This window comes from Bacillus sp. FJAT-27231 (assembly GCF_001183975.1).
Classification (GTDB): Bacteria; Bacillota; Bacilli; order Bacillales; family Domibacillaceae; genus Pseudobacillus; species Pseudobacillus wudalianchiensis.
Genome location: NZ_LFZU01000001.1, coordinates 2,668,141 through 2,690,630, shown reverse-complemented (window position 1 = coordinate 2,690,630; position 22,490 = coordinate 2,668,141). Strand labels below are relative to the sequence as shown.

Sequence of the window (22,490 nt, the reverse complement as noted above, 5' to 3'; positions counted from 1 at the left end):
TTATTGTCATTCACATCCAACTGTGGGCAGCTTTTTACGTAATAATTGAGGCCTCTCAAGGAAAAAGTATAGATACGGCCAGCAAGTCAGGCTCGATTAGAAGCGAGGAGAGTGAACGGTTTGAACAAGTATCTATTCAATACAATCACTGGTGGAATTCTCCTTGTTTCCTTTGTAGTATGTTTGATTTTTTCTTCTTTTATTAACAATGCTTATGCAATAGACATAAGTCGTTCAGAAACTGAAAAAACGTCAGTGGCAACGGGACGTACACTTCATAATGAAGACGAACTATTGCAGCTGGCTGGTTTTCCAGAGAAAAATGAAAAAGCTGTCGCTGCTCGTGAAATCCGTGTCATACCAGGAGGACAGTCGATCGGTATTAAGCTGAATACATTCGGTGTTCTTGTAGTTGGCCATCACCTTGTTGAAACTGCGGGCGGAAAGCAGTCGCCTGGAGAAAAGGCTGGCATTAGAGTTGGTGATATGATCACGGAAATTAACGGGAAAAGAATTGAGAAAATGCAGGACATTAGTGCGTTTGTTCAACGGGCGGGACAAGAGGCTGAACCGCTTCAGATGACGATACGCCGAAATCAAAAAATGGTGCACACGGAGTTACAACCATTAAAGGATAAAAATGAACAATCGTTTAAAATTGGTCTGTACATTCGTGATTCAGCATCAGGTATTGGTACACTCACTTTTGTCGAGCCGCGATCACAAAAATATGGAGCGCTTGGCCATGTCATTGCCGATGCAGATACAAAAAAACCAATCATTGTTCAAGGTGGAGAAATTGTAAAATCGAAAGTCACTTCCATTGAAAAAGGACGCAATGGTAACCCAGGAGAAAAGCTGGCCCAGTTTTCAACGGGTCAGAAAAAGCTGGGTGATATTAAGAGGAACAGTCCGTACGGTATATTTGGCCGCTTAAATGAGCCGCTTTCTGATAATTTGGCAAAAAAGTCTTATCCAGTTGCTTTGTCACATGAAGTGAAGGAAGGGCCTGCCAAGATTCTAACAGTTATTAACGGGGAAAAGGTGGAATGGTACGATATCGAAATCGTTAGCACCATTCCTCAAAAGTACCCGGCGACAAAAGGAATGGTTTTAAAAGTAACAGACAAGAGACTGCTTGACAAAACAGGGGGAATAGTTCAAGGGATGAGCGGAAGTCCGATTATCCAAAATGGAAAAATCATTGGTGCTGTTACTCACGTGTTTGTGAATGATCCTACGTCAGGATATGGAGTGCATATTGAATGGATGCTTAATGAGGCAGGCATTTCGTTAACTGAGACAGAAAAGAGTGAAGCGAGTTAAACAAGCGGATAATTCCGCTTGTTTTTTTATAAACTGGAAGAAATTCGTCGAAAATAAAGGAATCTCAACGAAAAAAATATATATTATTAAAATTTAAAGGAAATCATTTCCCTTTGTCGAAAAAACTATTAGAATAAATGTACACTTGCGAGAGAGCAAACGGATGGGGAGGAAATAAATGATGACTAAAATAAAAGTAGCTATTGTAGATGATAACCGAGATCTGGTGAATATGCTTGAGGAATATATTTCTTCTCAGGAAGACATGGAAGTGACAGGAAGAGCAAGCAATGGGCAAGACTGTTTAGAGATGCTGCCGGACGCACAGCCAGATGTATTGATTCTCGATATTATTATGCCGCACGTAGATGGGTTAGCCGTATTGGAGCGGATGAGAGAGCTTGATCTGGAGACCGTTCCGAATGTTATTATGCTGACAGCGTTTGGGCAGGAGGATGTAACTAAAAAAGCTGTAGAGCTTGGGGCCTCTTATTTTATGCTGAAGCCATTTGACATCGAAAGTCTCTTTAACCATATTCGTCAAGTGAGCGGGAAAGAAAATTCAATGATGCGGCGCTCATCCCAAGAAATGTTGAAGCAGCCAGCAAAAAAAGCCATTAATTTAGATGCGAACATTACAAGTATTATCCATGAGATTGGTGTCCCGGCGCATATTAAGGGGTATATGTATTTACGGGAAGCGATTTCAATGGTGTACAATGATATTGAACTGCTTGGTTCTATTACAAAAGTTCTTTATCCAGATATTGCTAAAAAATACAACACAACCGCCAGCCGTGTAGAACGGGCTATTCGCCATGCGATTGAAGTAGCATGGAGCCGCGGGAATATTGATTCGATTTCCAATTTGTTCGGCTACACAGTCTCCATGTCAAAAGCGAAGCCGACAAATTCAGAATTTATTGCGATGGTCGCAGATAAGCTACGCCTTGAGCATAAAGCCTCTTGAAAAAGTAAGGAGGTTGACAAGACGGACCAGTAAAGCCGCCTGCTAGCTGTATACATAGCAGCATATATGGAAAAAGGATGTGTTTCTATGACTGCTATCTTTGCCCATCGCGGCTTTTCTGCGATAGCTCCGGAAAATACGTTAGCCGCTTTTCAAGCGGCAGAATCCGCAGGAGCCGATGGCATTGAATTGGATGTTCAGCTGACAAAAGATGGGCGTCTTGCTGTCATTCATGATGAAAAGCTTAACAGAACGACAAATGGACAGGGATACGTGAAAGATTGGGAATGGAAGGATTTATCGAAGCTGGAAGCAAAATATAAATTTCCAGAAGCAACGAGGGATATTGGCATTCCGTCGTTAGAAGAGATCTTTGAATGGATGCGGGAAAATGAAATTATTTGCAACATTGAGCTAAAGAATAATGAGTTTCCTTATCCAGGTATGGAAGAAAAGGTTATTCGGCTGATTCGCCAATTTAATTACGAGGGCCGTGTGATTATTTCCTCATTTAATCATTACTCATTGACTTACGTATACCAGCTTGCACCGGATTTAGAAACGGCTGCTCTATACTCTTCTCATCTTTATATGCCTTGGAAATATGCAGAAGCGATTCGAGCGGGAGCGATTCACCCAAATATCCGCACAGTCAACCTTAACATTATTCGTTCGTCTATTGAACATGGCATTCAAATTCGTCCGTATACGGTAAATAAAGAAAAGCAAGTCCGATGGCTGATTGAGGAAGGCTGCTCAGCCCTTATTACTGATGATCCAAAAATGGCTTTAGAAATCCGAGATAGCGTGTTAGATGTATAAAAAGCTCCTTATGCGTAACCTGCTGAAAACGCAGAAACGCACAAGGAGCTTTTACTTGTCTTTAAAGCGGTTTTGTACTTTATTGTTCTTTCGGTCTCTGTAAAAAATAAAACCGGCAACAAATCCTAGTCCGCCAACAAACAGAACGAGGCCAACAAGGAACTGCAGCCAAAGGAAAGGGAATGGCGGCTGCAATATACCGAATAGCATATCTCTCATTAACTTTATGCCAAGCCCCGCCAAAAAGCCAGGAATCACTAAAACCAATAATGCCAGTAGTCGGATCATGTAGTTTTGCTCCTTCAATTGTTACTCACAAAAATCATATCTCACCTGAAAAATTTGTCAAGTTAGATTTACACGTATAAAATAAGAGTATGCAAGAATTTGCAGGCTGAAAGAAAGCGAGGGGATGGCTTCATGCAAACAGCTTTAATTATTGGCGGTGGGCAAGGCGGCCTTTCAGTTTTAAAAATCTTACAGAACAGCCAGATTATGAAGGTCATAGCGGTAGTAGATGTGAATGGGAAGGCACCAGCTCTTTGTCTGGCAAGGGAGATAGGAGTTCAAACAGGACAGGATTGGCGCTCCTTCATAGACAGGAAGCCGGATGTCATTATTGAGGTGACAGGCAATAGCCAGGTATTTGAAGCAGTGCGTCAATACGATCCGGCTGCTATTGTGATTCCAGGAAGTGTTGCTTATTTACTGGCGCAGCTTCTTCAGCAAAAAGAAGAATTGATTATGCAGTTGAAAAATCAGTCGTATCAATATGATATTATATTTGAATCAATCGATGAAGGCATGATTGTCATCGACCATACAGAAAAAATCATTTTATTTAACAAAAGTGCCGAACGTATACTGAAGATCAAAAAGAGAGAGGCCATTGGACAACACGTTCAACAAATTGTGCCCAACAGCCGGCTGCCGGAAGTATTAAAAAGCAAGCAGACTGAAATGAACCGGGAACAACAACTTGCCAAAAATGAAAAAATTATTACTTCCCGCATCCCGATGATCACGACAGAAGGAAAAGTCATTGGGGCGTTTTCTATTTTTAAGGATATTACCGAAGTAGTAAATTTAGCTGAGGAAATTACAAATTTAAAAGAAATTGAAACGATGCTGAAAGCCATTATTTTTTCAAGTGATGATGCGATCTCCGTAGTTGACGAAAAAGGCAGAGGGCTGCTCATTAATCCGGCTTATACAAGGTTAACCGGTCTCAGTGAAAAAGAAGTAATTGGCAAACCGGCGACCATTGACATTTCAGAAGGCGACAGCGTGCATTTACAGGTACTTGCAAAGAAACAGCCAGTGCGGGGGGTAAAAATGTATGTGGGACCGAAAAAAAAGGAAGTAGTCGTGAATGTAGCCCCTATTCTTGTAGATGATAAGCTAAAGGGCAGCGTCGGTGTTATTCATGACTTAACAGAAATTCAATCTTTAACGAAAGAACTTGACCGTGCACGGCAAATCATTCGTACGCTCGAAGCCAAATATACATTTGAGGAAATCATTGGCTGTTCTGAGGAAATGAAAATCGCTGTGGAACAAGCAAAAGCAGGGGCCAATACACCGGCAACTGTTTTATTAAGAGGAGAATCAGGAACAGGAAAAGAGTTGTTCGCTCATGCGATTCATAATGCGAGTGACCGCCGCTATAATAAATTTATTCGCGTAAATTGCGCAGCATTAACCGAATCGCTGCTAGAAAGTGAGCTGTTTGGTTATGAAGATGGAGCTTTTTCAGGTGCCCGCCGTGGCGGCAAAAGGGGATTGTTTGAAGAAGCAAACAGTGGCAGTATTTTTCTTGATGAGATTGGTGAATTAAGCGCCAATATGCAGGCAAAACTTTTACGTGTGCTGCAAGAACGGGAAATTGTTCGAGTAGGAGGAACAAAATCAATACCTGTCAATGTTCGCATCATTGCGGCTACGAACGTTAATCTTGAAAAAGCGATGGCCGAGGGAACTTTTCGTGAAGACTTATATTACCGTCTCAACCGGATGCCGATACATATTCCTCCGCTCCGCAATCGGAAAGCAGATATTCCGCTTTTGTGTGAGCGGCTCATTGCGAAGATCAACCAAGACTATGGAAGAACTGTGGAAGGAGTTACTCCCGAAGCGATGGAAAGATTAATGGGATATTCATGGCCGGGGAACGTGCGTGAATTGGAGAATGTATTAGGAAGGGCGATGATTTTTTTAAACTATAGTGATCACTTCATTGATACTGCAGCTCTTCCGCCGCTCCTAAAAGGAGAAAAGGAAGTGAAGGGACTGACAGACGAACAGCCAAAGATAAAAAGACAGAATGGCCGCTCGCTGCAGGAAATGCTCGATCTATATGAAAAAGAAATTCTTCAATTACGTTTAGCTGAACATAATGGAAATAAAACAGCCGCCGCGAGGGAATTAAAAATTTCTATTCGAAATTTGTATTACAAGCTGGAAAAGTATCAACTGCACTAAATTGCCTGCAAAAAATTGCGCAGTATGCAACTATCTGCAGAGAGTGAATTGGAAAATAAAGCGTTTTCATAAAGCGATTATTGGCATAGCAATTGCATTATAAAAATGAACAGAAGAGATTAACTACCTGACATGAGGAGGAAATACAATGGAAATTTTTAAATACATGAAAAAATATGATTATGAACAGCTAGTATTTTGCCAAGACGAAGTGTCCGGATTAAAAGCGATCATCGCCATACATGATACAACACTCGGCCCAGCACTCGGCGGAACGAGAATGTGGACATATGCATCAGAGGAAGCAGCCATTGAAGATGCCCTCCGTCTAGCGCGCGGCATGACCTATAAAAATGCAGCAGCTGGCTTGAATTTAGGCGGCGGCAAAACGGTCATTATTGGAGATCCGCGCAAAGATAAAAATGAAGAAATGTTTCGTGCATTCGGCCGGTATATTCAAGGGCTTAACGGGCGGTATATTACAGCCGAAGATGTTGGCACAACAGTAGAAGATATGGATATTATCCATGAGGAAACGGATTATGTAACTGGAATTTCTCCAGCGTTCGGTTCTTCGGGTAATCCATCTCCTGTGACGGCTTACGGCTGCTTTGTCGGCATGAAGGCGGCTGCGAAAGAGGCGTTCGGCACAGACTCTCTCGAAGGGCTTACGATTTCTGTGCAGGGAGTAGGGAATGTGGCTTATCATTTATGCCGTCACTTGCACGAGGCAGGAGCAAAGTTAATTGTGACAGATATTAATAAAGAGGCCGTAAAGCGGGCTGTCGATGACTTTGGTGCCATAGCGGTGAATACAGATGAAATTTATGGAGTCGAAGCAGATATTTTTGCTCCTTGTGCTCTTGGGGCAGTGATCAACTCAGAGACCATTCCACAGCTAAAAGTAAAAGTGGTCGCTGGTTCCGCTAACAACCAATTAAAAGAAGAAAAAGATGGCAACGAACTTCATGAGCGCGGCATTATTTATGCTCCTGACTACGTCATTAACGCTGGCGGAGTAATCAACGTAGCAGATGAACTAAATGGTTATAATCGCGAACGTGCGATGAAAAAAGTAGAGCAGATTTACTACAACATTGAAAAAACGATTGATATTTCTAAGCGTGACGGTATTCCGACTTATCGGGCGGCTGATCGTATGGCTGAAGAACGGATTCAGAAAATGAGCAAAGCGAGAAATCAATTTTTATTAGATGGCCATCATATTTTATCAAGACGCAAACATTAACAAAAAGCAGAGGAGGGGCGCTTTTGCGATCGAAAGCATTTCGCATGCTCGTTATGTATGTAGCTGGGGAAGAAGTGATAGCGGGCGTGTTTGATAATCAAATAGCCGTGTTTGAACAAACTTTTCCATACAAAAAACAGCCGCTGGCGGAAATGTGCCTCTCTCTGCTTGCTTCTCTTGATAGAGAAGGCATCAATCTTTCAAAGCTAAAAGTGGTTTGTGTACCGGGGTCGATGGAGGAAGCAACGGCTAGAAGTCAAAAAGATGTGGATGAGGGCATCAAGATGGCCCGTTATATTGCGGATTATTTAAATATCCCAGCTCATTTTGCCTTTTCAAGCGATCTCTTACAAACAAAAAACAGGCAATCTGCTTATCATGGTGATCATGGCTTGCTTTTTCTAGCAGAAAAGGCCCTTCTCATGTTAACAGGAGAGGATTAATATACTAAGGTGAACAATAGAAAGAGGAGGAGAAGATTTGGCTGAAGAATATGATTTAGTGATTCTTGGCGGAGGAACGGGCGGATATGTCGCAGCGATCCGTGCATCACAGCTCGGTTTAAAAACAGCCCTTGTTGAAAAAAGCAAGCTTGGCGGGACATGCCTTCATAAAGGCTGTATACCTTCTAAAGCATTATTGAGAAGTGCGGAGGTATTTAAAACGGCTAAGAACAGTGAGGACTTTGGCGTCTCTGCGGGAAGTGTAACGTTAAACTTTGCGAAGGTACAAAAGCGGAAACAGGACATTATCGATACGCTTTATAGCGGTGTGCAAGGATTAATGAAAAAGAATAAAATTGATGTATACGAAGGGCTTGGCCGTATTTTAGGCCCATCTATCTTTTCGCCAATGCCGGGTACGGTGTCCGTGGAAATGAACGATGGAACGGATAATCCTATGCTCCTTCCTAAAAATGTGATTGTCGCAACCGGCTCTCATCCGCGGCCGTTACAAGCTCTTCCTTTTGATGGGGATATAGTTTTATCATCTGATGACGCCTTAGCGCTAGAAAGCCTTCCCGAATCTATTATTATCGTCGGCGGCGGCGTGATTGGAATTGAATGGGCTTCGATGCTCACTGACTTTGGAGTGAAAGTCACCGTTTTGGAATACGCGAATAGAATATTGCCGACAGAAGATATCGAGATCTCGAAAGAAATGGAACGTCTTCTCAAAAAGCGTGGAGCCCATATTGTCACTGGAGCGAAGGTGCTTGCGGAGACAGTGGAAAAAAGAGACCATTCGATTAGTATCCAGGCTGAAACAAATAACGGCCAGACGGTGTATAAAGCTGAAAAACTGCTCGTTTCAATCGGCCGGCAGGCAAATGTAAATGGAATCGGCTTAGAAAATACAGATATTGAAGTAGAAAAAGGAAACATAGTAGTGAACGAGTTTTACCAAACGAAAGAATCTCATATCTATGCGATTGGCGATGTCATTGGCGGCTTGCAGCTTGCTCATGTTGCTTCCCATGAAGGGATCACAGCGGTCAATCATCTAGCTGGGGGAGAAGCAGATCCGATTGATTATACGATGGTGCCTAAATGTATTTATTCCAGCCCGGAAGCTGCAAGTGTAGGGTTGACGGAGCAAGAAGCAACAGAGCAAGGGTATGAAGTGAAGACTGGTAAGTTTTCGTTTCGAGCCATTGGCAAAGCACTTGTTTACGGAGAGAGCGATGGTTTTGTTAAAATAGTAGCGGACAAACAAACGGATGACTTGCTTGGTGTTCATATGATCGGGCCTCATGTTACAGATATGATTTCAGAAGCGGGGCTTGCCCGTGTGCTCGATGCAGCGGCCTGGGAAGTAAGTCATACGATTCATCCGCATCCAACACTTAGTGAAGCGATCGGGGAAGCGGCTCTTGCTGTAGACGGCAAGGCCATTCATTCGTAAGGAGAGAAAGAAGGGAGAGGAATAGGTATGGCTGAAAATCGCCACTCTGCGATAGGATTAAGTGACAATACGGTATTGGAAATGTATAAAACAATGCTGCTCGCCCGCAGGATTGATGAACGGATGTGGCTGTTGAACCGTTCAGGGAAAATTCCTTTCGTGATTTCCTGCCAGGGACAGGAAGCGGCACAAGTAGGAGCAGCGTTTGCTCTTGATAAACAAAAGGATTATGTGCTGCCTTATTATCGAGATATGGGTGTTGTGCTAACATTTGGAATGACAACAACGGACATTATGCTTTCAGGCTTTGCGAAAGCGGAGGATCCGAGCTCGGGCGGCCGGCAAATGCCTGGCCATTTCGGTCAAAAGAAAAATCGAATCGTAACAGGATCTTCTCCTGTTACGACACAGGTGCCGCACGCCGTCGGAATTGCATTAGGCGGAAAGATGAGGAAGGAAGATATCGTTACGTTCGTTACATTTGGAGAAGGTTCTTCTAACCAAGGTGATTTCCATGAGGGAGCGAATTTTGCGGGTGTCCATAAGCTTCCTGTTATTTTCATGTGCGAAAATAACAAATATGCGATTTCCGTGCCAGTAGAAAAGCAGTTATCATGCGAAAATGTTGCGGATCGGGCACAAGGATATGGCATGCCGGGTTTCACCATTAACGGGAATGATCCAATAGAAGTATATAAATATGTAAAAGAGGCTGCAGACCGGGCTAGACGTGGAGAAGGACCTACGTTAATTGAGACAGTATCCTACCGCTTAACTGCTCACTCATCGGATGATGATGATCGTACGTATCGTTCACCAGATGAAGTAGAAAAAGCAAAGTCAAACGATCCAATTATTACGTTTAGTCAGTACTTGAAAGAAACTGGTGTACTAAATGATGAACTTGAGAAAGAAATAAATGACCGCATTATGAAAGAAGTCAATGAAGCGACCGATTATGCCGAAAATGCGCCATATGCAAAACCGGAAGATGCCTTGACTTACGTGTATGCAGAAGAGTAATAGGGGGGAAAGAGGATGCCGATAATTTCTTATATAGATGCTGTGACAATGGCAATGCGTGAAGAAATGGAACGGGATCCGAGAGTATTTGTTCTCGGGGAAGATGTAGGAAAAAAGGGCGGTGTCTTTAAAGCAACGGCAGGCTTATACGATCGATTTGGCGAAGAGCGTGTAATGGATACTCCACTGGCAGAATCGGCTATTGCCGGAGTTGGCATTGGGGCAGCGATGTATGGCATGCGGCCGATTGCTGAAATGCAGTTCGCTGACTTTATTATGCCGGCAGTGAACCAAATTATTTCAGAGGCAGCGCGCATTCGTTACCGTTCGAACAATGATTGGAGCTGTCCAATTGTGATCCGGGCCCCATATGGCGGCGGGGTACACGGAGCTCTCTATCATTCTCAGTCAGTGGAAGCGGTGTTTGCTAATCAGCCTGGCTTAAAGATCGTAATGCCTTCCACACCTTATGATGTAAAAGGTTTGTTAAAAGCAGCCATTCGTGATGAGGATCCAGTTTTATTTTTTGAACATAAGCGTGCCTACCGTTTAATTAAAGGGGAGGTACCGACTGAGGATTACGTACTTCCAATCGGCAAGGCTGATACTAAGCGCAAAGGGGAAGACTTGACAGTCATTACATATGGGCTGTGTGTCCACTTTGCCATGCAGGCAGCAGAAAGGTTAGCGAAGGATGGAATTGAAACAGAGATACTCGACCTGCGCACCGTTTATCCACTTGATAAAGAAGCTATCTGTGAAGCGGCAAAGAAAACAGGAAAAGTTTTACTTGTAACAGAAGATAATAAAGAAGGCAGCATCATGAGTGAGGTAGCGGCGATTATTGCTGAAAACTGCTTGTTTGATCTGGATGCGCCTATTAAGCGGCTGGCAGGGCCAGATGTACCGGCTATGCCTTATGCACCAACAATGGAAAAGTTTTTCATGATCAATCCTGACAAAGTCGAAAAAGCAATGCGGGAATTGGCCGAGTTTTAAAATAGGTAGATAGAGAGGAGGCTTTTTTGTGACAATAGAAAAAGTAACGATGCCTCAGCTTGGAGAAAGTGTCACCGAAGGAACCATTAGCAAATGGCTTGTCCAGGCGGGGGATCATGTCAATAAATATGATCCGATTGCTGAAGTGATGACAGATAAAGTAAATGCGGAAGTGCCTTCTTCTTTTACGGGTACAATAAAAGAACTGATCGCTGCGGAAGGAGATACACTCGAAGTCGGAGCGGTTATCTGTTTAATGGACGTGGAAGGGGCTGGCGAGAAAAAGTCAGCAATTTCACAGGAGAGTACGGAAGCTGTTCACACGGAGACAGAACAAGTGGCGGAAGAGAAAACGGAAAACAAAGCCCGGTATTCACCAGCCGTTTTAAAGCTCTCGCAGGAGCATAATATTGACTTAACACAAGTGGCTGGTTCTGGAAAAGGCGGACGGATTACCCGTAAAGATTTGCTGAAAATAATAGAATCCGGCGGCATCCCAGCATCACAGCAAACAATGGCACAGCCCGAACCTGTGTCACAAGAAAAGCCGGCCGTGCGAGCACAGTCAAAATCATCTGTTTCCTCGATGCCGGGTGATATTAGCATTCCAGTGAGCGGTGTGAGAAAAGCCATTGCCGCAAATATGGTACGCTCTAAGCAGGAAGTACCGCATGCTTGGACGATGATGGAGGTAGATGTGACGAATCTTGTCGCTCGCCGTGATGCTTTAAAAGAGGAATTCAAGAAAAAAGAAGGATTTAATTTAACGTATTTCGCTTTCTTTGTGAAAGCTGTTGCTCAAGCTCTAAAGGAATTTCCAGAAGTGAATTCTATGTGGGCGGGAGACGAAATTATCCAAAAGAAAGAAATTAACCTGTCCATTGCTGTTGCGACAGACGATGCCTTGTTCGTTCCTGTTATTAAGCAGGCGGATGAGAAGACGATTAAAGGCATTGCCCGTGAGATTCACGAGCTGGCTGGCAAGGTTCGCTCCGGCACGCTCAAAGCAGAGGATATGCAAGGCGGCACTTTCACAGTAAACAACACAGGTTCATTTGGCTCTGTGCAGTCAATGGGTATTATCAATTATCCTCAGGCCGCCATTTTGCAAGTGGAATCGATCGTCAAACGTCCTGTTGTTATGCAAGGCGGTATGATTGCGGTGCGTGACATGGTAAACCTCTGCCTGTCATTGGATCACCGGGTACTTGACGGTCTCATCTGCGGACGTTTCTTGCAGCGTGTGAAAGAAATTTTAGAGAACATTTCCGAGAATACATCTGTTTATTAAGAAACTAAAAAAGCTGCCGGGACCCCCTGGCAGCTTTTTCGCTATTTTTTCATTGTTTTACTTGAACAGGCCGGCAATCCAGTCAACGATTCTTTGTAAGAAGTCAATAATGGATTGCAGGATGCCTTGACCCTCATCCGAGTTTTTAAAATTGTTCCATTTTTCCTTTGCTTTATCAAGCTGGCTATTCACTTGATCCCAATTAATATCAAGATTTTTCATTTTATCAAACAAAGCAGCAAGCCGATCAGTTTGATCTTGTGTTAACTGGATATTCAACTCGTTTGATACGTTATTGACAATCACTTTAATCTCTTGAAGAGTTTGCGGATTTTCCTTTGCTACTTCTTCTTTAATGCGTTGAATTAATTCGGTCGCTTGTTTTTCGCCGATTTGGTCCCCGAGCTTAGCTGTTGTTACCATTTCTTCGTTAGCTACTTGTTTTTGTTCTTCTGGAATTTTTTCTCCTGTAGATGTTTCATAGGCTTTAATCAATCCAGTGAGTGCTGCTGTGCCCGATACTTCAAATGGAGCCGTAATATAGATATCTGCATCTTTTACGCCAGCTGTCGATAAAGCGTTCGTATACATTTCTTTGGAAACCCAAGAAATATTATGTGTCTGTACATTAATGCCGTATCCTTTTTCTTTCATCGTAATTTTACTAGATGAAATGGCTTTTGAACCAATTTGCGCTTTCGGTATATATTCACCTAAGTATTTATGTTCTTCAGCATTGGATACGGTGACAGTCGTAACATCGCTTGGAACGTCCATTTCTTCTAGAACTTGCTCTTTTTGAGCGGGTGATAAATTTTCGCCGAGAGTGACAATCACGTCGCCGACTACACTGTCAGCATGCGCAATCGTTGTAAAGCTTAACAACAATACTCCCAACCATGCGAAGATTTTTCTCATTTTTTTCTCCCCTAATTCAGTTTCCTTCTAATGAAGAAGGTAAAGATAGCATAGCATGTTATAAAAAAATTTTCACGGATTGACCATGAGAAAAAGGGAGGAGCTGCTTGCTTTTTGGCTGCTTCTCATTGATTGCCGTAATGGGTTCAGATAAAATAATAATAAAGAAAGAGTTAGAATCTTTAAAGAACGATCATTTAAAGCGAGGCGAAGGAGAGGAGATTGCATGGATATTCAAGAAATAAAAGCTCAGCGTTTTCCAAAAGTGACGCTGGAGGAGTGGGAAAAGACAGCAACAGCTTCCTTAAAGGGAAAACCGCTCACCGCCCTTCAGACAGCCACCTATGAAAAGATTGTGTTAAAGCCTTTATATGGACTGAATGACGCATCACCTGACACCGAGCAGTATCCCGGCTATCCTCTATATACGAGAGGGTTTCACAAAGGTGGCTACATGGAAGTGCCTTGGAAGAATGCCCATGCTGTGAAGGCAGATAATAGTGCCGCTTTAACAGAAAAGCTTGCGGCGGCCCTCAAAGCAGGACAGGATGCGATCTCGTTTGCATTAGAAGATCTGCCGGCAATGGCGTTCAGTGAGTTTTCCGCATTGCCTTTAGAGGAATACCCGCTGTACATAAATACAAAAGACCACTTTCTTGCGATCGCTTCTTTTTTATTAAAATCAAAAACTAGCAAGCTGTACGGTGCTGTCGGAACGGATATTGTTTCGCTTTATGCGGAAAAAGGACTCGTTGCTGGTGAGCAAACGCTCGCTCTGTATGCACAAGCAGCAACCGAATTAAAGAAAGCGTTTCCTAGACTGAAATCGATCCGTATTGACACGGCTCCTTATCATGAAGCTGGAGCAAATGCTTTTCAGGAAATTTCACTGGCGCTCGCTGAAGCCGTCTTTTATATCGAGTGGCTGAAAGAAAAAGGCTGGTCTCCGGCAGAAGTGGTGAAGGGCATGGCGATTCACTTTGCCATTGGTTCACAATTCTTCATGGAAACAGCCAAGCTGAGAGCCTTCCGCCAGTGCTGGACGACGCTTTGTGAAGCATACGGAATAACAGGGGATGATGTAAAAGTACTGATTGGAGCGGAGACTTCTTCTTTCAATTTGTCAAAGCTCGATCGTCATGTGAATATTTTGCGCACAGGAAGTGAAGCGTTTTCAGCCTTGCTTGGAGGCGTGGAGTATTTACAAGTAAAGTCGTTTGATGAGGTAAGCGGAATGCCTTCTGCACTCGGAGAGCGGATCGCTAAAAACATTCCGCTTATTCTAAAAGATGAGTCCCATCTTGGAGAAGTGATTGATCCAGCGGGCGGCTCCTACTATATAGAGGCCTTAACGGCTCAGCTTAGCCAATCAGCGTGGGAGCATTTTTTAGCTATCGAACAGGCAGGCGGGATCATTGCTGCCCTGAAAGCGGGGACGCTGCAAGCAGAACTAGCCGAAATGCTAGAAAAGAAAAACGATGAATTGGCTATACAGAAAAAGTCCATGATTGGCACGAATATTTACGCCGATCTCCATGAAGATATACTGAAAGAAAAGCCAAAGCTATCCGTGCTTCGAGCAGAGCAGTCTGTTGCTTCGTTTAATGAGCTGGCTGATCAAGTAACTGAAAAGACAACGATTGCCGAACTCCATGCAAAAGATAGCGGCAGCGAAGTGATTCCTGTCAAGGGCCAAAGGCTGGCTGAACCGTTTGAAAGATTGAGAGAAAGAGCAAAGGGCATAGAAGCGAAGGCGGGGCTCATTTGTTTAGGGAAATTAAAAGAGTTTAAACCACGGGCGGATTTCGTAACGGGCGTATTAGCGACGGGTGGTATCATGGCTCATTTAAGCGGAGAGTGCCAGACGCTTGAGGAGGCCGTGCGCTTCATCAAAGAAAGTAAGCTATCTTATTATTGCATCTGTGGAAAGGATAAAGCATACGACCAATTTGGTCCGCAGCTGGTGGCGGCCATGAAGCAGACAAATTCTGGCCTGAGAATAGATCTGGCAGGAAGGCTGTCCGACGAAATTAAAGCAGAATGGCAGCAGGCTGGCCTTGATGGGCAGCTGTATAAAGGACAAAACCTAATCAAAAAAGCAACAGAGCTGCTTGATCATTTGGAAGGGGTGGCGGCATATGAGTAAACCGGATTTTCAGCAATTTAATCCAAAAGGCAAAAACGATTCTCGTTCTTTTCAAGAGTGGAAGACGGCTCTGGAGCAAGAAGTGAAGAAGTCCTTTGAAGAGCTCGCGTTTGAAACGAATGAACAAATCCGTCTGCAGCCTCTTTATACGAAAGAGACGACCAAGGAGATGGAGCATTTACAGGACCTTCCTGGTGTCGCCCCTTACACACGGGGACCTTACCCGACGATGTATGTGAACCGTCCATGGACCATTCGGCAATACGCTGGTTTTTCGACTGCGGAAGAAAGCAATGCCTTTTATCGCCGTAATCTGGCGATGGGGCAAAAAGGGCTGTCTGTCGCTTTTGATTTACCTACTCATCGGGGATATGATTCCGACCATCCGCGTGTTGTCGGCGATGTCGGAAAGGCTGGTGTCGCCATTGATTCCGTGGAAGATATGAAAATTTTATTTGATGGGATTCCGCTGGACCAAATGTCCGTGTCTATGACCATGAATGGAGCGGTACTGCCGGTTATGGCTTTTTACATCATAGCGGCAGAAGAACAAGGCGTTCCACGTGAAAAGCTGTCCGGGACGATTCAAAATGATATTTTAAAAGAATACATGGTGAGAAACACTTATATTTATCCGCCGGAAGTTTCGATGCGGATTATTGCCGATATTTTTAAATATACATCTGAGAACATGCCGAAATTTAATAGCATTAGTATTTCCGGCTATCATATGCAAGAGGCAGGCGCCCCGGCCGATATTGAGCTGGCTTATACACTTGCCGACGGGCTGGATTATGTTCGGACTGGACTAGAGGCTGGTATTGACATTGATTCTTTTGCTCCGCGGCTGTCATTTTTCTGGGCAATTGGCATGAATTATTTTATGGAAGTAGCAAAAATGCGGGCTGCCCGCCGGATGTGGGCTCAGTTGATGCAGCCGTTTGAGCCGAAAAACGCTAAATCGCTCGCTTTGCGCACTCATTCTCAAACGTCAGGCTGGAGTCTGACAGAGCAGGATCCATTTAATAATGTAACCCGCACATTGATTGAAGCTCATGCAGCTGCCATGGGGCATACACAGTCACTTCATACGAATGCATTGGATGAAGCGATAGCCTTGCCGACGGATTTTTCCGCTCGGATTGCTCGTAACACGCAGCTGTACCTCCAGGAGGAAACGGGTATTACGAATGTGATTGATCCATGGGCCGGCTCGTATTATGTGGAGGCGCTGACGCATGAACTGATGGAAAGAGCATGGAAACACATAGAAGAAGTAGAAGAGCTTGGCGGCATGACAAAAGCGATCGACACGGGCTTGCCTAAAATGAGAATTGAAGAAGCGGCGGCTAGGCGCCAGGCGCAAATCGATTCTGTTGAAGAAACGATTATTGGGGTCAACCGCTACAGGATGGCGGAGGAAGAACCGATTGATATTCTCGATATTGACAATACCGCCGTGCGTCTGAAGCAAATTGAACGCTTAGAGCGTGTCAAAGCAGGACGCAATGAAGAAAAAGTAAAAGAATCTTTAACAGCTCTAACTAAGGCAGCCGAAACAGGAGAGGGGAATTTGCTTGAGCTTGCAGTAGATGCAGCAAGGGAGCGTGCGACACTTGGAGAAATTTCCGATGCGATCGAACAGGTAAGCGGAAGACATCAAGCAGTTATCCGGTCAGTGAGCGGTGTGTACAGCTCTCATTTTTCGGATGAAGAGCAAATTGCTGAAGTTAAGCGGATGACTGATGAATTCAGTGAACAGGAAGGACGGCGTCCGCGTCTGCTGATTGCTAAAATGGGACAGGACGGCCATGATCGGGGAGCGAAAGTAGTGGCTACTGCTTACGCCGATTTAGGCTTTGATGTAGATATTGGACCGCTATTCCAAACACCAGAAGAAACGGCTTTACAAGCAGTGGAGAATGATGTGCATGCAATCGGTGTCAGCTCGCTTGCTGCAGGACACAAAACCTTGCTTCCGGCTTTAATGAATGAACTAAAGAAGCTGGGGCGAGAGGATATTATCGTCTTTATAGGCGGAGTTATTCCGGCTCAAGATTACGAGTTTCTCCGTGCTAACGGGGCGGCCGGTATTTTTGGGCCAGGCACGGTTATTCCAGTCTCAGCTCAAAAAATCTTGGAGGAGATCTACCGCAGGCTCGGTTACGAGGAAGTGGCAGAATAATGACGAAAGAAGAGCATTCCCATCATGAATCGGCCCTTCATGTAAGAAAAGGCATCACTTCCTCTCATGACGGCTTTGCTTCTCCTCAGAAGAGGCGGTTTCGAAAAAAAGAGGAGCAGCTGCCAGATGCAGGAGAGCTGGCAGCAAAAATTCTTGCCGGCGAACGCAAAGACTTGGCTAAAGCTATTACTTTTATTGAAAGCAATGCAAAAAGCCATTATAACTATGGCCAGGAGCTGTTGCAGCAGCTGCTTCCCCGTACAGGGAAGTCAATTCGTATTGGCATTACGGGCGTTCCGGGAGCTGGAAAAAGTACTTTTATTGAAGCGTTCGGCCATATGCTCTGTGAAAGCGGACTAAAAACAGCGGTGCTCGCTATTGATCCCAGTTCTTCGATTTCCGGCGGCAGTATTCTCGGTGATAAAACGAGAATGGAGTCATTGGCGAGGCATCCGAATGCCTTTATCCGACCTTCTCCTTCTGGTGGCACGCTTGGCGGCGTGCACCGGAAAACGAGAGAAACGATGCTTCTCTGTGAAGCAGCCGGCTTTGAAGTGATTTTGATCGAAACAGTTGGTGTTGGCCAAAGTGAATTCATGGTCCGCGGCATGGTCGATTTCTTTTTGCTTATCGTCCTGACAGGTGCAGGCGATGAGCTGCAAGGAATGAAAAAAGGAATTATGGAGCTGGCCGATGCAATTGTGGTAAATAAAGCGGACGGTCCTAATAAGCAATTGGCTGAAAAAACGAGAAGGGAATTTAATCAGATCCTTCATATGCTCCAGCCAGCGACAAAAGGCTGGGCATCGCAAGCCTTCACATGCTCTTCTATTCAACGAAACGGCATTCTAGAACTATGGGAAGTCATTCAAGAATTTGAAGAGAAAACAAAAGCAGCCGGCACATTTGAAGAACGGCGGCGGCTGCAAACGAAAGAATGGCTGCATGCGCTGATTGTGGAACAGCTGAAGGCCAATTTTTATCAGCATCCTTATGTCACTCATCACTTGGCGGAAATGGAGCAAAAGGCGATGACAGGTGAAATAACGCCGGCTCAGGCACTGGTCAATTTATTTTCCAATGTCTATAAGCAGAATGAGCAATAAAATAAAGACTCTACTAAAAGCAGATGGCATTTTTTCAATGATTGATCGCAGTGAAAATGTAACAAAGACAAAAAAACGGCTGATACTCATATGAGTATCAGCCTTCCATTAGGGAGTTTAGGGGGTACGGATCTAGTTGCCTTATTTATCTTCCCCGATTGGCTGTTTTTAAAACATAATTTATAAAAAATTTACTAGATTATTTGAAAACCGTGCGTCGTTGTCTTATCATAAGGGTACACGAATGTGGATAAAGGAGTGGTATCAATGAATATAGACTTTAATTTTTTAATGAATGATGTCGTTCGCCAGGCACGTGAGGAAATCACAGCTGCTGGATATACACAGCTTCAAACACCAGAGGAAGTCGAAGAAACATTTGCTAAAAAGGGCACAACACTAGTAATGATCAATTCAGTGTGTGGCTGTGCTGGCGGCATCGCTCGTCCGGCTGCGGCTCATTCTATTCATCATGACAAGCGTCCAGATCATCTTGTAACGGTTTTTGCCGGTCAGGATAAAGAAGCGACAGCGAAAGCGCGCAGTTACTTTGTCGGTTATCCACCGTCCTCCCCATCTTTTGCTCTTTTGAAAGACGGCGAGCTGTGCACGATGGTAGAACGCCATGAAATTGAAGGACATGATCCAATGTCTGTTGTACAAAAGCTTCAAGATGCTTTTGACAAGTATTGCGAAGAAGTGTAAATATAGATTGAAACCTTGTCATCGTGATGGCAAGGTTTTCTTTCACTACAAACTGATTTTTCAGCACAGGAGACGATTATGTTTAAAATAGGGTATCGGACGGCGAAAACAGCTGTCGGCACGACTGCAGCTATCATGATTTCCCAATGGGTAGGATTGGAAAACTTCGTATCAGCAGGCATTATTACGATTTTATGTATTCAGAACACGAGGAGGAAATCGCTGCAAGCTGCCCGAAGCCGATTTTTTGCGTGCGCCATAGCGATGGTCTTTTCTTTCGCTTTTTTCGAAGGGATTGGCTATTATGCTCCTGTCGTGGGACTCTTGCTTTTGTTTTTCATTCCTACGCTTGTGGCTACCAAGCTGAAAGAAGGAGTGGTGACAAGCAGTGTCATTATCCTTCATATTTTTTCTGCCGGTGAAGTGACGGGGCAGCTGATTCTAAATGAATTTTATATTATTTCAATTGGAATTGGCGTTGCCTTGCTTATGAACCTTTATATGCCTAGTGTAGAGAAGAAGTTATATGGCTTTCAGGAAGAGATTGAACGGAATTTTACAGCCATCTTCCATGAAATCGCTTTGTATTTGCGCAATCAAGATCACATGTGGGATGGAAAAGAAATTGTTAAGACAGAGAAGATGATCAAAGAAGGAAAAATGCTTGCTTTTCAAAATGTAGAAAACCATTTGTTAAAGGATGATAAAATCTTTTACAGTTACTTTGTGATGAGAGAAAAGCAGTTTGACATCATCGAGCGGATTTTAGGAATTGTCACATCTATTTCTCATCAAGTTAAGGCTGCCATCGTGTTAGCTGATTTTATGGATGCTTTAAGCGAGCGTGTGCATCCGGGCAATACAGCACTGCTTCACCTCGCCAAACTATATGATTTAAAAGCGGAAATTGATCAGATGGATCTGCCGGATACCCGCGAAGAATTCGAAGCAAGAGCGGCACTGTTTCAGTTCATTAAAGAAATGGAAGAGTACTTGCTCATAAAAAGCTCTTTTAAAGGGTTGAAAAAAGAGAAAGCCGCCGGAAGAACAAAAAAGCCGGCCCCCCAGATGGAGTAAGCCGGCTTCTTTTTTTGCTGCTATAAAAACATGGATAGGCCAAAAAACAGAGTGGAAACGAGCATCGTCAGCAGCATGATATAAATGACCGTTTTTTGTACTACTTTATTTCTCATAAAAGCTTATACGCTCCTTTTACTATTCCGGACAGGATTCTTTATGTAATTCTATCATAGCGGTTTTCTCGTAAAATCTCAAGTTGAATGGACGGGACAAAAGCAGCAAAAAAGAAGGGATTTTTTTAGTTGTTATCGAAGACTACACATGTTTCAGTTCTTTTCGAAAGGGAGGTCTTGATAATGAATCGTATAGATCATATCGGTATTGCGGTTAGCTCATTGGAAGAAACACTGCGTTTTTATACGGAGCAGCTTGGACTTGCTTTAATGAAAATAGAAGAGGTGGCTTCGGAACAAGTGAAAGTCGCTTTTATAGATGCTGGAAATGTAAAGTTTGAATTACTTGAGCCGATGAGCAGTGAAAGTGCCATAGCTAAGTTTATTGAAAAGCGGGGCCAAGGTATTCATCATGTAGCATTTAAAGTAGAAAATATTGAACAGCGTATCCAGGAAATAAAAGAAAACGGCATTCGCATGATTAACGACATACCGAAGCCGGGGGCGGGAGGGGCAGAGGTCGCCTTTATGCATCCTAAATCAGCCCACGGAGTGCTATTCGAACTTTGTGACAAGAGCAAGACGGAAGGAGAAAAGAAATCATTATGACAACCCCAGATATTTTTACGAGCATTAATGAATTATACGACAGACGGCGGGAGGTAGAGCTTGGCGGCGGCGACGAACGAATTGAAAAACAGCATGAAAAAGGCAAACTGACCGCTCGCGAGCGTATTGACTTACTTCTCGATCCCGATACGTTTGTTGAAATCAATCCGTTTATTGAGCATCGCAGCACACATTTTGGGTTAGAAGATGTAAAAGGACCGGGTGATGGAGTCGTAACAGGCTACGGAAAAGTCAATGGACGTCCTGTTTATTTGTTCTCTCAGGACTTTACGGTTTTCGGCGGCGCCCTTGGGGAAATGCATGCTAAAAAAATAGCCAATGTGATGGATCTCGCAGCTAAAAACGGAGCTCCTTTCATTGGGCTGAATGATTCAGGTGGTGCACGCATTCAAGAAGGTGTCGTTTCACTAGATGGCTATGGTCATATTTTTTACCGTAATGCGATTTATTCAGGGGTGATTCCGCAAATCTCTGTCATTATGGGACCTTGTGCCGGCGGTGCTGTTTATTCACCAGCGATTACCGATTTTGTTTTTATGGTTGACCAGACGAGCCAAATGTTTATCACGGGGCCAAAAGTAATTGAAACCGTTACGGGAGAAAAAATTTCCTCTGAGGACCTTGGAGGTTCAAAAGTACATAATACCATTAGCGGCAATGCTCATTTTCGCGGTAGCTCTGAAGAAGAGGTACTGGCAATGGTTCGAGCCTTGCTCACTTATTTGCCACAAAATAATGAAGAAAAAACGCCGGCAGCTAACTATTCTGAGGAAGACGATTACCGGGAAGATATGACCGATATCGTGCCTTTTGATGGGCTTCGTCCTTACGATGTTCGAAAGGTCATTGAACAGGTAGTAGATGAGCAGTCCTTTATGGAAGTACAAAAAGAGTTTGCTAAGAACATCGTCGTTGGCTTTGCGCGCATCAAAGGAGAAACAGTGGGGCTTGTCTGCAATCAGCCGAAGTTTATGGCTGGGGGGCTCGACATCGATTCATCGGATAAGGCAGCACGGTTTATTCGCTTTTGCGATTCCTTTAACATTCCTCTCATTACGTTTGAAGATGTATCCGGCTTTTTCCCGGGCATCAAACAGGAACATGGGGGGATTATCCGTCATGGCGCTAAAATTTTATACGCTTATTCAGAAGCAACTGTACCAAAGATTACGGTTATTTTGCGCAAGGCATATGGTGGAGCTTATGTAGCTCTTAATAGTAAATCAATTGGAGCCGATCTCGTTTTCTCCTGGCCGAACGCTGAAATTGCGGTAATGGGCCCACAGGGAGCGGCTAACATCATTTTTGCAAAAGAAATTGCCAATAGCGAGAACCCGGAAGAAACGAGAGCGAAGAAAATTGAGGAGTACCGTGAAAAATTTGCTAATCCTTATGTAGCGGCAGCCCACGGGATGGTCGATGATGTCATTGATCCGCGTGAGACAAGAATCAAGCTGATTCAAGCGCTTGAGATGATGAGAACGAAAAAAGAAGAACGTCCAAAGAAAAAGCACGGAAATATCCCGCTTTAATTTCTATCC

Annotated in this window: 19 protein-coding genes and 2 pseudogenes; 18 read left to right on the top strand and 3 right to left on the bottom strand. The window is 43.9% G+C overall.

All coding sequences use genetic code 11. The annotated features are described in order from the left end of the window. The first annotated feature begins 120 nt into the window (after positions 1-120). The 3 genes from spoIVB to AC623_RS12880 all read left to right on the top strand — a co-directional run bounded on the left by spoIVB (position 121) and on the right by AC623_RS12880 (position 3,118). A complete protein-coding gene (spoIVB, locus tag AC623_RS12890; protein ID WP_049663087.1) occupies positions 121-1,326 on the top strand; it encodes a SpoIVB peptidase in 1,206 nt (401 codons plus the stop codon). 181 nt (positions 1,327-1,507) lie between these two features. Then, entirely contained in the window at positions 1,508-2,296 is a 789-nt protein-coding gene (gene spo0A, locus AC623_RS12885) for a sporulation transcription factor Spo0A (protein WP_049666599.1), read from the top strand. A gap of 87 nt (positions 2,297-2,383) precedes the next feature. Further along, on the top strand, positions 2,384-3,118 hold the full coding sequence (locus AC623_RS12880) for a glycerophosphodiester phosphodiesterase (RefSeq protein ID WP_049663085.1): 735 nt from the start codon (positions 2,384-2,386) through the stop codon (positions 3,116-3,118). A 51-nt stretch (positions 3,119-3,169) separates the two neighbouring features. On the opposite strand, the gene AC623_RS12875 is transcribed toward AC623_RS12880, so the two are convergent. Further along, the gene (locus AC623_RS12875; RefSeq protein ID WP_049663083.1) at positions 3,170-3,406 is read right to left on the bottom strand and encodes a DUF2627 domain-containing protein; all 237 of its coding nucleotides are present in this window, start codon (positions 3,404-3,406) and stop codon (positions 3,170-3,172) included. A 132-nt stretch (positions 3,407-3,538) separates the two neighbouring features. Between AC623_RS12875 and AC623_RS12870 the strand changes: the two genes are divergently transcribed. The 8 genes and pseudogenes from AC623_RS12870 to AC623_RS12840 form a co-directional block, all read left to right on the top strand. After that, positions 3,539-5,599: a sigma-54 interaction domain-containing protein gene (locus AC623_RS12870; protein ID WP_049663080.1), complete on the top strand. Its 2,061-nt coding sequence runs from the start codon at positions 3,539-3,541 to the stop codon at positions 5,597-5,599. Between the two features lie 148 nt (positions 5,600-5,747). After that, the gene (bcd, locus tag AC623_RS12865; protein ID WP_049663078.1) at positions 5,748-6,848 is read left to right on the top strand and encodes a branched-chain amino acid dehydrogenase; all 1,101 of its coding nucleotides are present in this window, start codon (positions 5,748-5,750) and stop codon (positions 6,846-6,848) included. Positions 6,849-6,871: 23 nt separating this feature from the next. Next, positions 6,872-7,291 (top strand): hypothetical protein, encoded by a 420-nt coding sequence (locus AC623_RS12860; protein ID WP_049663076.1) that lies wholly within the window; start codon positions 6,872-6,874, stop codon positions 7,289-7,291. Between the two features lie 37 nt (positions 7,292-7,328). Beyond that, positions 7,329-8,753 (top strand): dihydrolipoyl dehydrogenase, encoded by a 1,425-nt coding sequence (gene lpdA / locus AC623_RS12855; protein WP_049663074.1) that lies wholly within the window; start codon positions 7,329-7,331, stop codon positions 8,751-8,753. Positions 8,754-8,780: 27 nt separating this feature from the next. Continuing rightward, positions 8,781-9,776 carry a thiamine pyrophosphate-dependent dehydrogenase E1 component subunit alpha gene (locus tag AC623_RS12850; RefSeq protein ID WP_049663073.1) on the top strand — a complete coding sequence of 332 codons (996 nt, stop codon included), beginning with the start codon at positions 8,781-8,783 and terminating at the stop codon, positions 9,774-9,776. Between the two features lie 15 nt (positions 9,777-9,791). Next, entirely contained in the window at positions 9,792-10,775 is a 984-nt protein-coding gene (locus AC623_RS12845) for an alpha-ketoacid dehydrogenase subunit beta (protein WP_049663072.1), read from the top strand. Between the two features lie 49 nt (positions 10,776-10,824). Then, positions 10,825-10,971: pseudogene (locus tag AC623_RS22350) on the top strand (biotin/lipoyl-containing protein); the annotation flags it as partial. Between the two features lie 162 nt (positions 10,972-11,133). Continuing rightward, a pseudogene (locus AC623_RS12840) lies at positions 11,134-12,066 on the top strand (dihydrolipoamide acetyltransferase family protein); the annotation flags it as partial. Positions 12,067-12,123: 57 nt separating this feature from the next. Here AC623_RS12840 and AC623_RS12835 read toward each other — a convergent pair. After that, entirely contained in the window at positions 12,124-12,984 is an 861-nt protein-coding gene (locus AC623_RS12835; protein WP_049663069.1) for a DUF1002 domain-containing protein, read from the bottom strand. Positions 12,985-13,210: 226 nt separating this feature from the next. Here AC623_RS12835 and AC623_RS12830 point away from each other — a divergent pair, with 226 nt between their 5' ends. From AC623_RS12830 to AC623_RS12810, 5 genes are all read left to right on the top strand, one after another. Beyond that, the gene (locus tag AC623_RS12830) at positions 13,211-15,130 is read left to right on the top strand and encodes a methylmalonyl-CoA mutase family protein (protein ID WP_049663068.1); all 1,920 of its coding nucleotides are present in this window, start codon (positions 13,211-13,213) and stop codon (positions 15,128-15,130) included. Beyond that, on the top strand, positions 15,123-17,315 hold the full coding sequence (scpA, locus tag AC623_RS12825) for a methylmalonyl-CoA mutase (protein ID WP_049663066.1): 2,193 nt from the start codon (positions 15,123-15,125) through the stop codon (positions 17,313-17,315). Before AC623_RS12830 ends, scpA begins: the two co-directional genes overlap by 8 nt. After that, entirely contained in the window at positions 17,315-18,421 is a 1,107-nt protein-coding gene (gene meaB / locus AC623_RS12820; protein ID WP_049663064.1) for a methylmalonyl Co-A mutase-associated GTPase MeaB, read from the top strand. Before scpA ends, meaB begins: the two co-directional genes overlap by 1 nt. A 267-nt stretch (positions 18,422-18,688) precedes the next feature. Beyond that, positions 18,689-19,126, top strand: a complete 438-nt coding sequence (locus tag AC623_RS12815) for a BrxA/BrxB family bacilliredoxin (RefSeq protein ID WP_049663062.1) — start codon at positions 18,689-18,691, stop codon at positions 19,124-19,126. Between the two features lie 78 nt (positions 19,127-19,204). Then, positions 19,205-20,203 (top strand): aromatic acid exporter family protein, encoded by a 999-nt coding sequence (locus AC623_RS12810; RefSeq protein WP_049663060.1) that lies wholly within the window; start codon positions 19,205-19,207, stop codon positions 20,201-20,203. Positions 20,204-20,223: 20 nt separating this feature from the next. On the opposite strand, the gene prli42 is transcribed toward AC623_RS12810, so the two are convergent. Next, complete coding sequence (prli42, locus tag AC623_RS21530; RefSeq protein WP_156187042.1) at positions 20,224-20,319, bottom strand: stressosome-associated protein Prli42; 96 nt, start codon at positions 20,317-20,319, stop codon at positions 20,224-20,226. A 183-nt stretch (positions 20,320-20,502) separates the two neighbouring features. On the opposite strand from prli42, the gene mce reads away from it, so the two are divergent. After that, positions 20,503-20,928, top strand: a complete 426-nt coding sequence (gene mce / locus AC623_RS12805) for a methylmalonyl-CoA epimerase (RefSeq protein ID WP_049663058.1) — start codon at positions 20,503-20,505, stop codon at positions 20,926-20,928. After that, the gene (locus AC623_RS12800; protein ID WP_049663056.1) at positions 20,925-22,481 is read left to right on the top strand and encodes an acyl-CoA carboxylase subunit beta; all 1,557 of its coding nucleotides are present in this window, start codon (positions 20,925-20,927) and stop codon (positions 22,479-22,481) included. Before mce ends, AC623_RS12800 begins: the two co-directional genes overlap by 4 nt. Positions 22,482-22,490 lie beyond the last annotated feature (9 nt).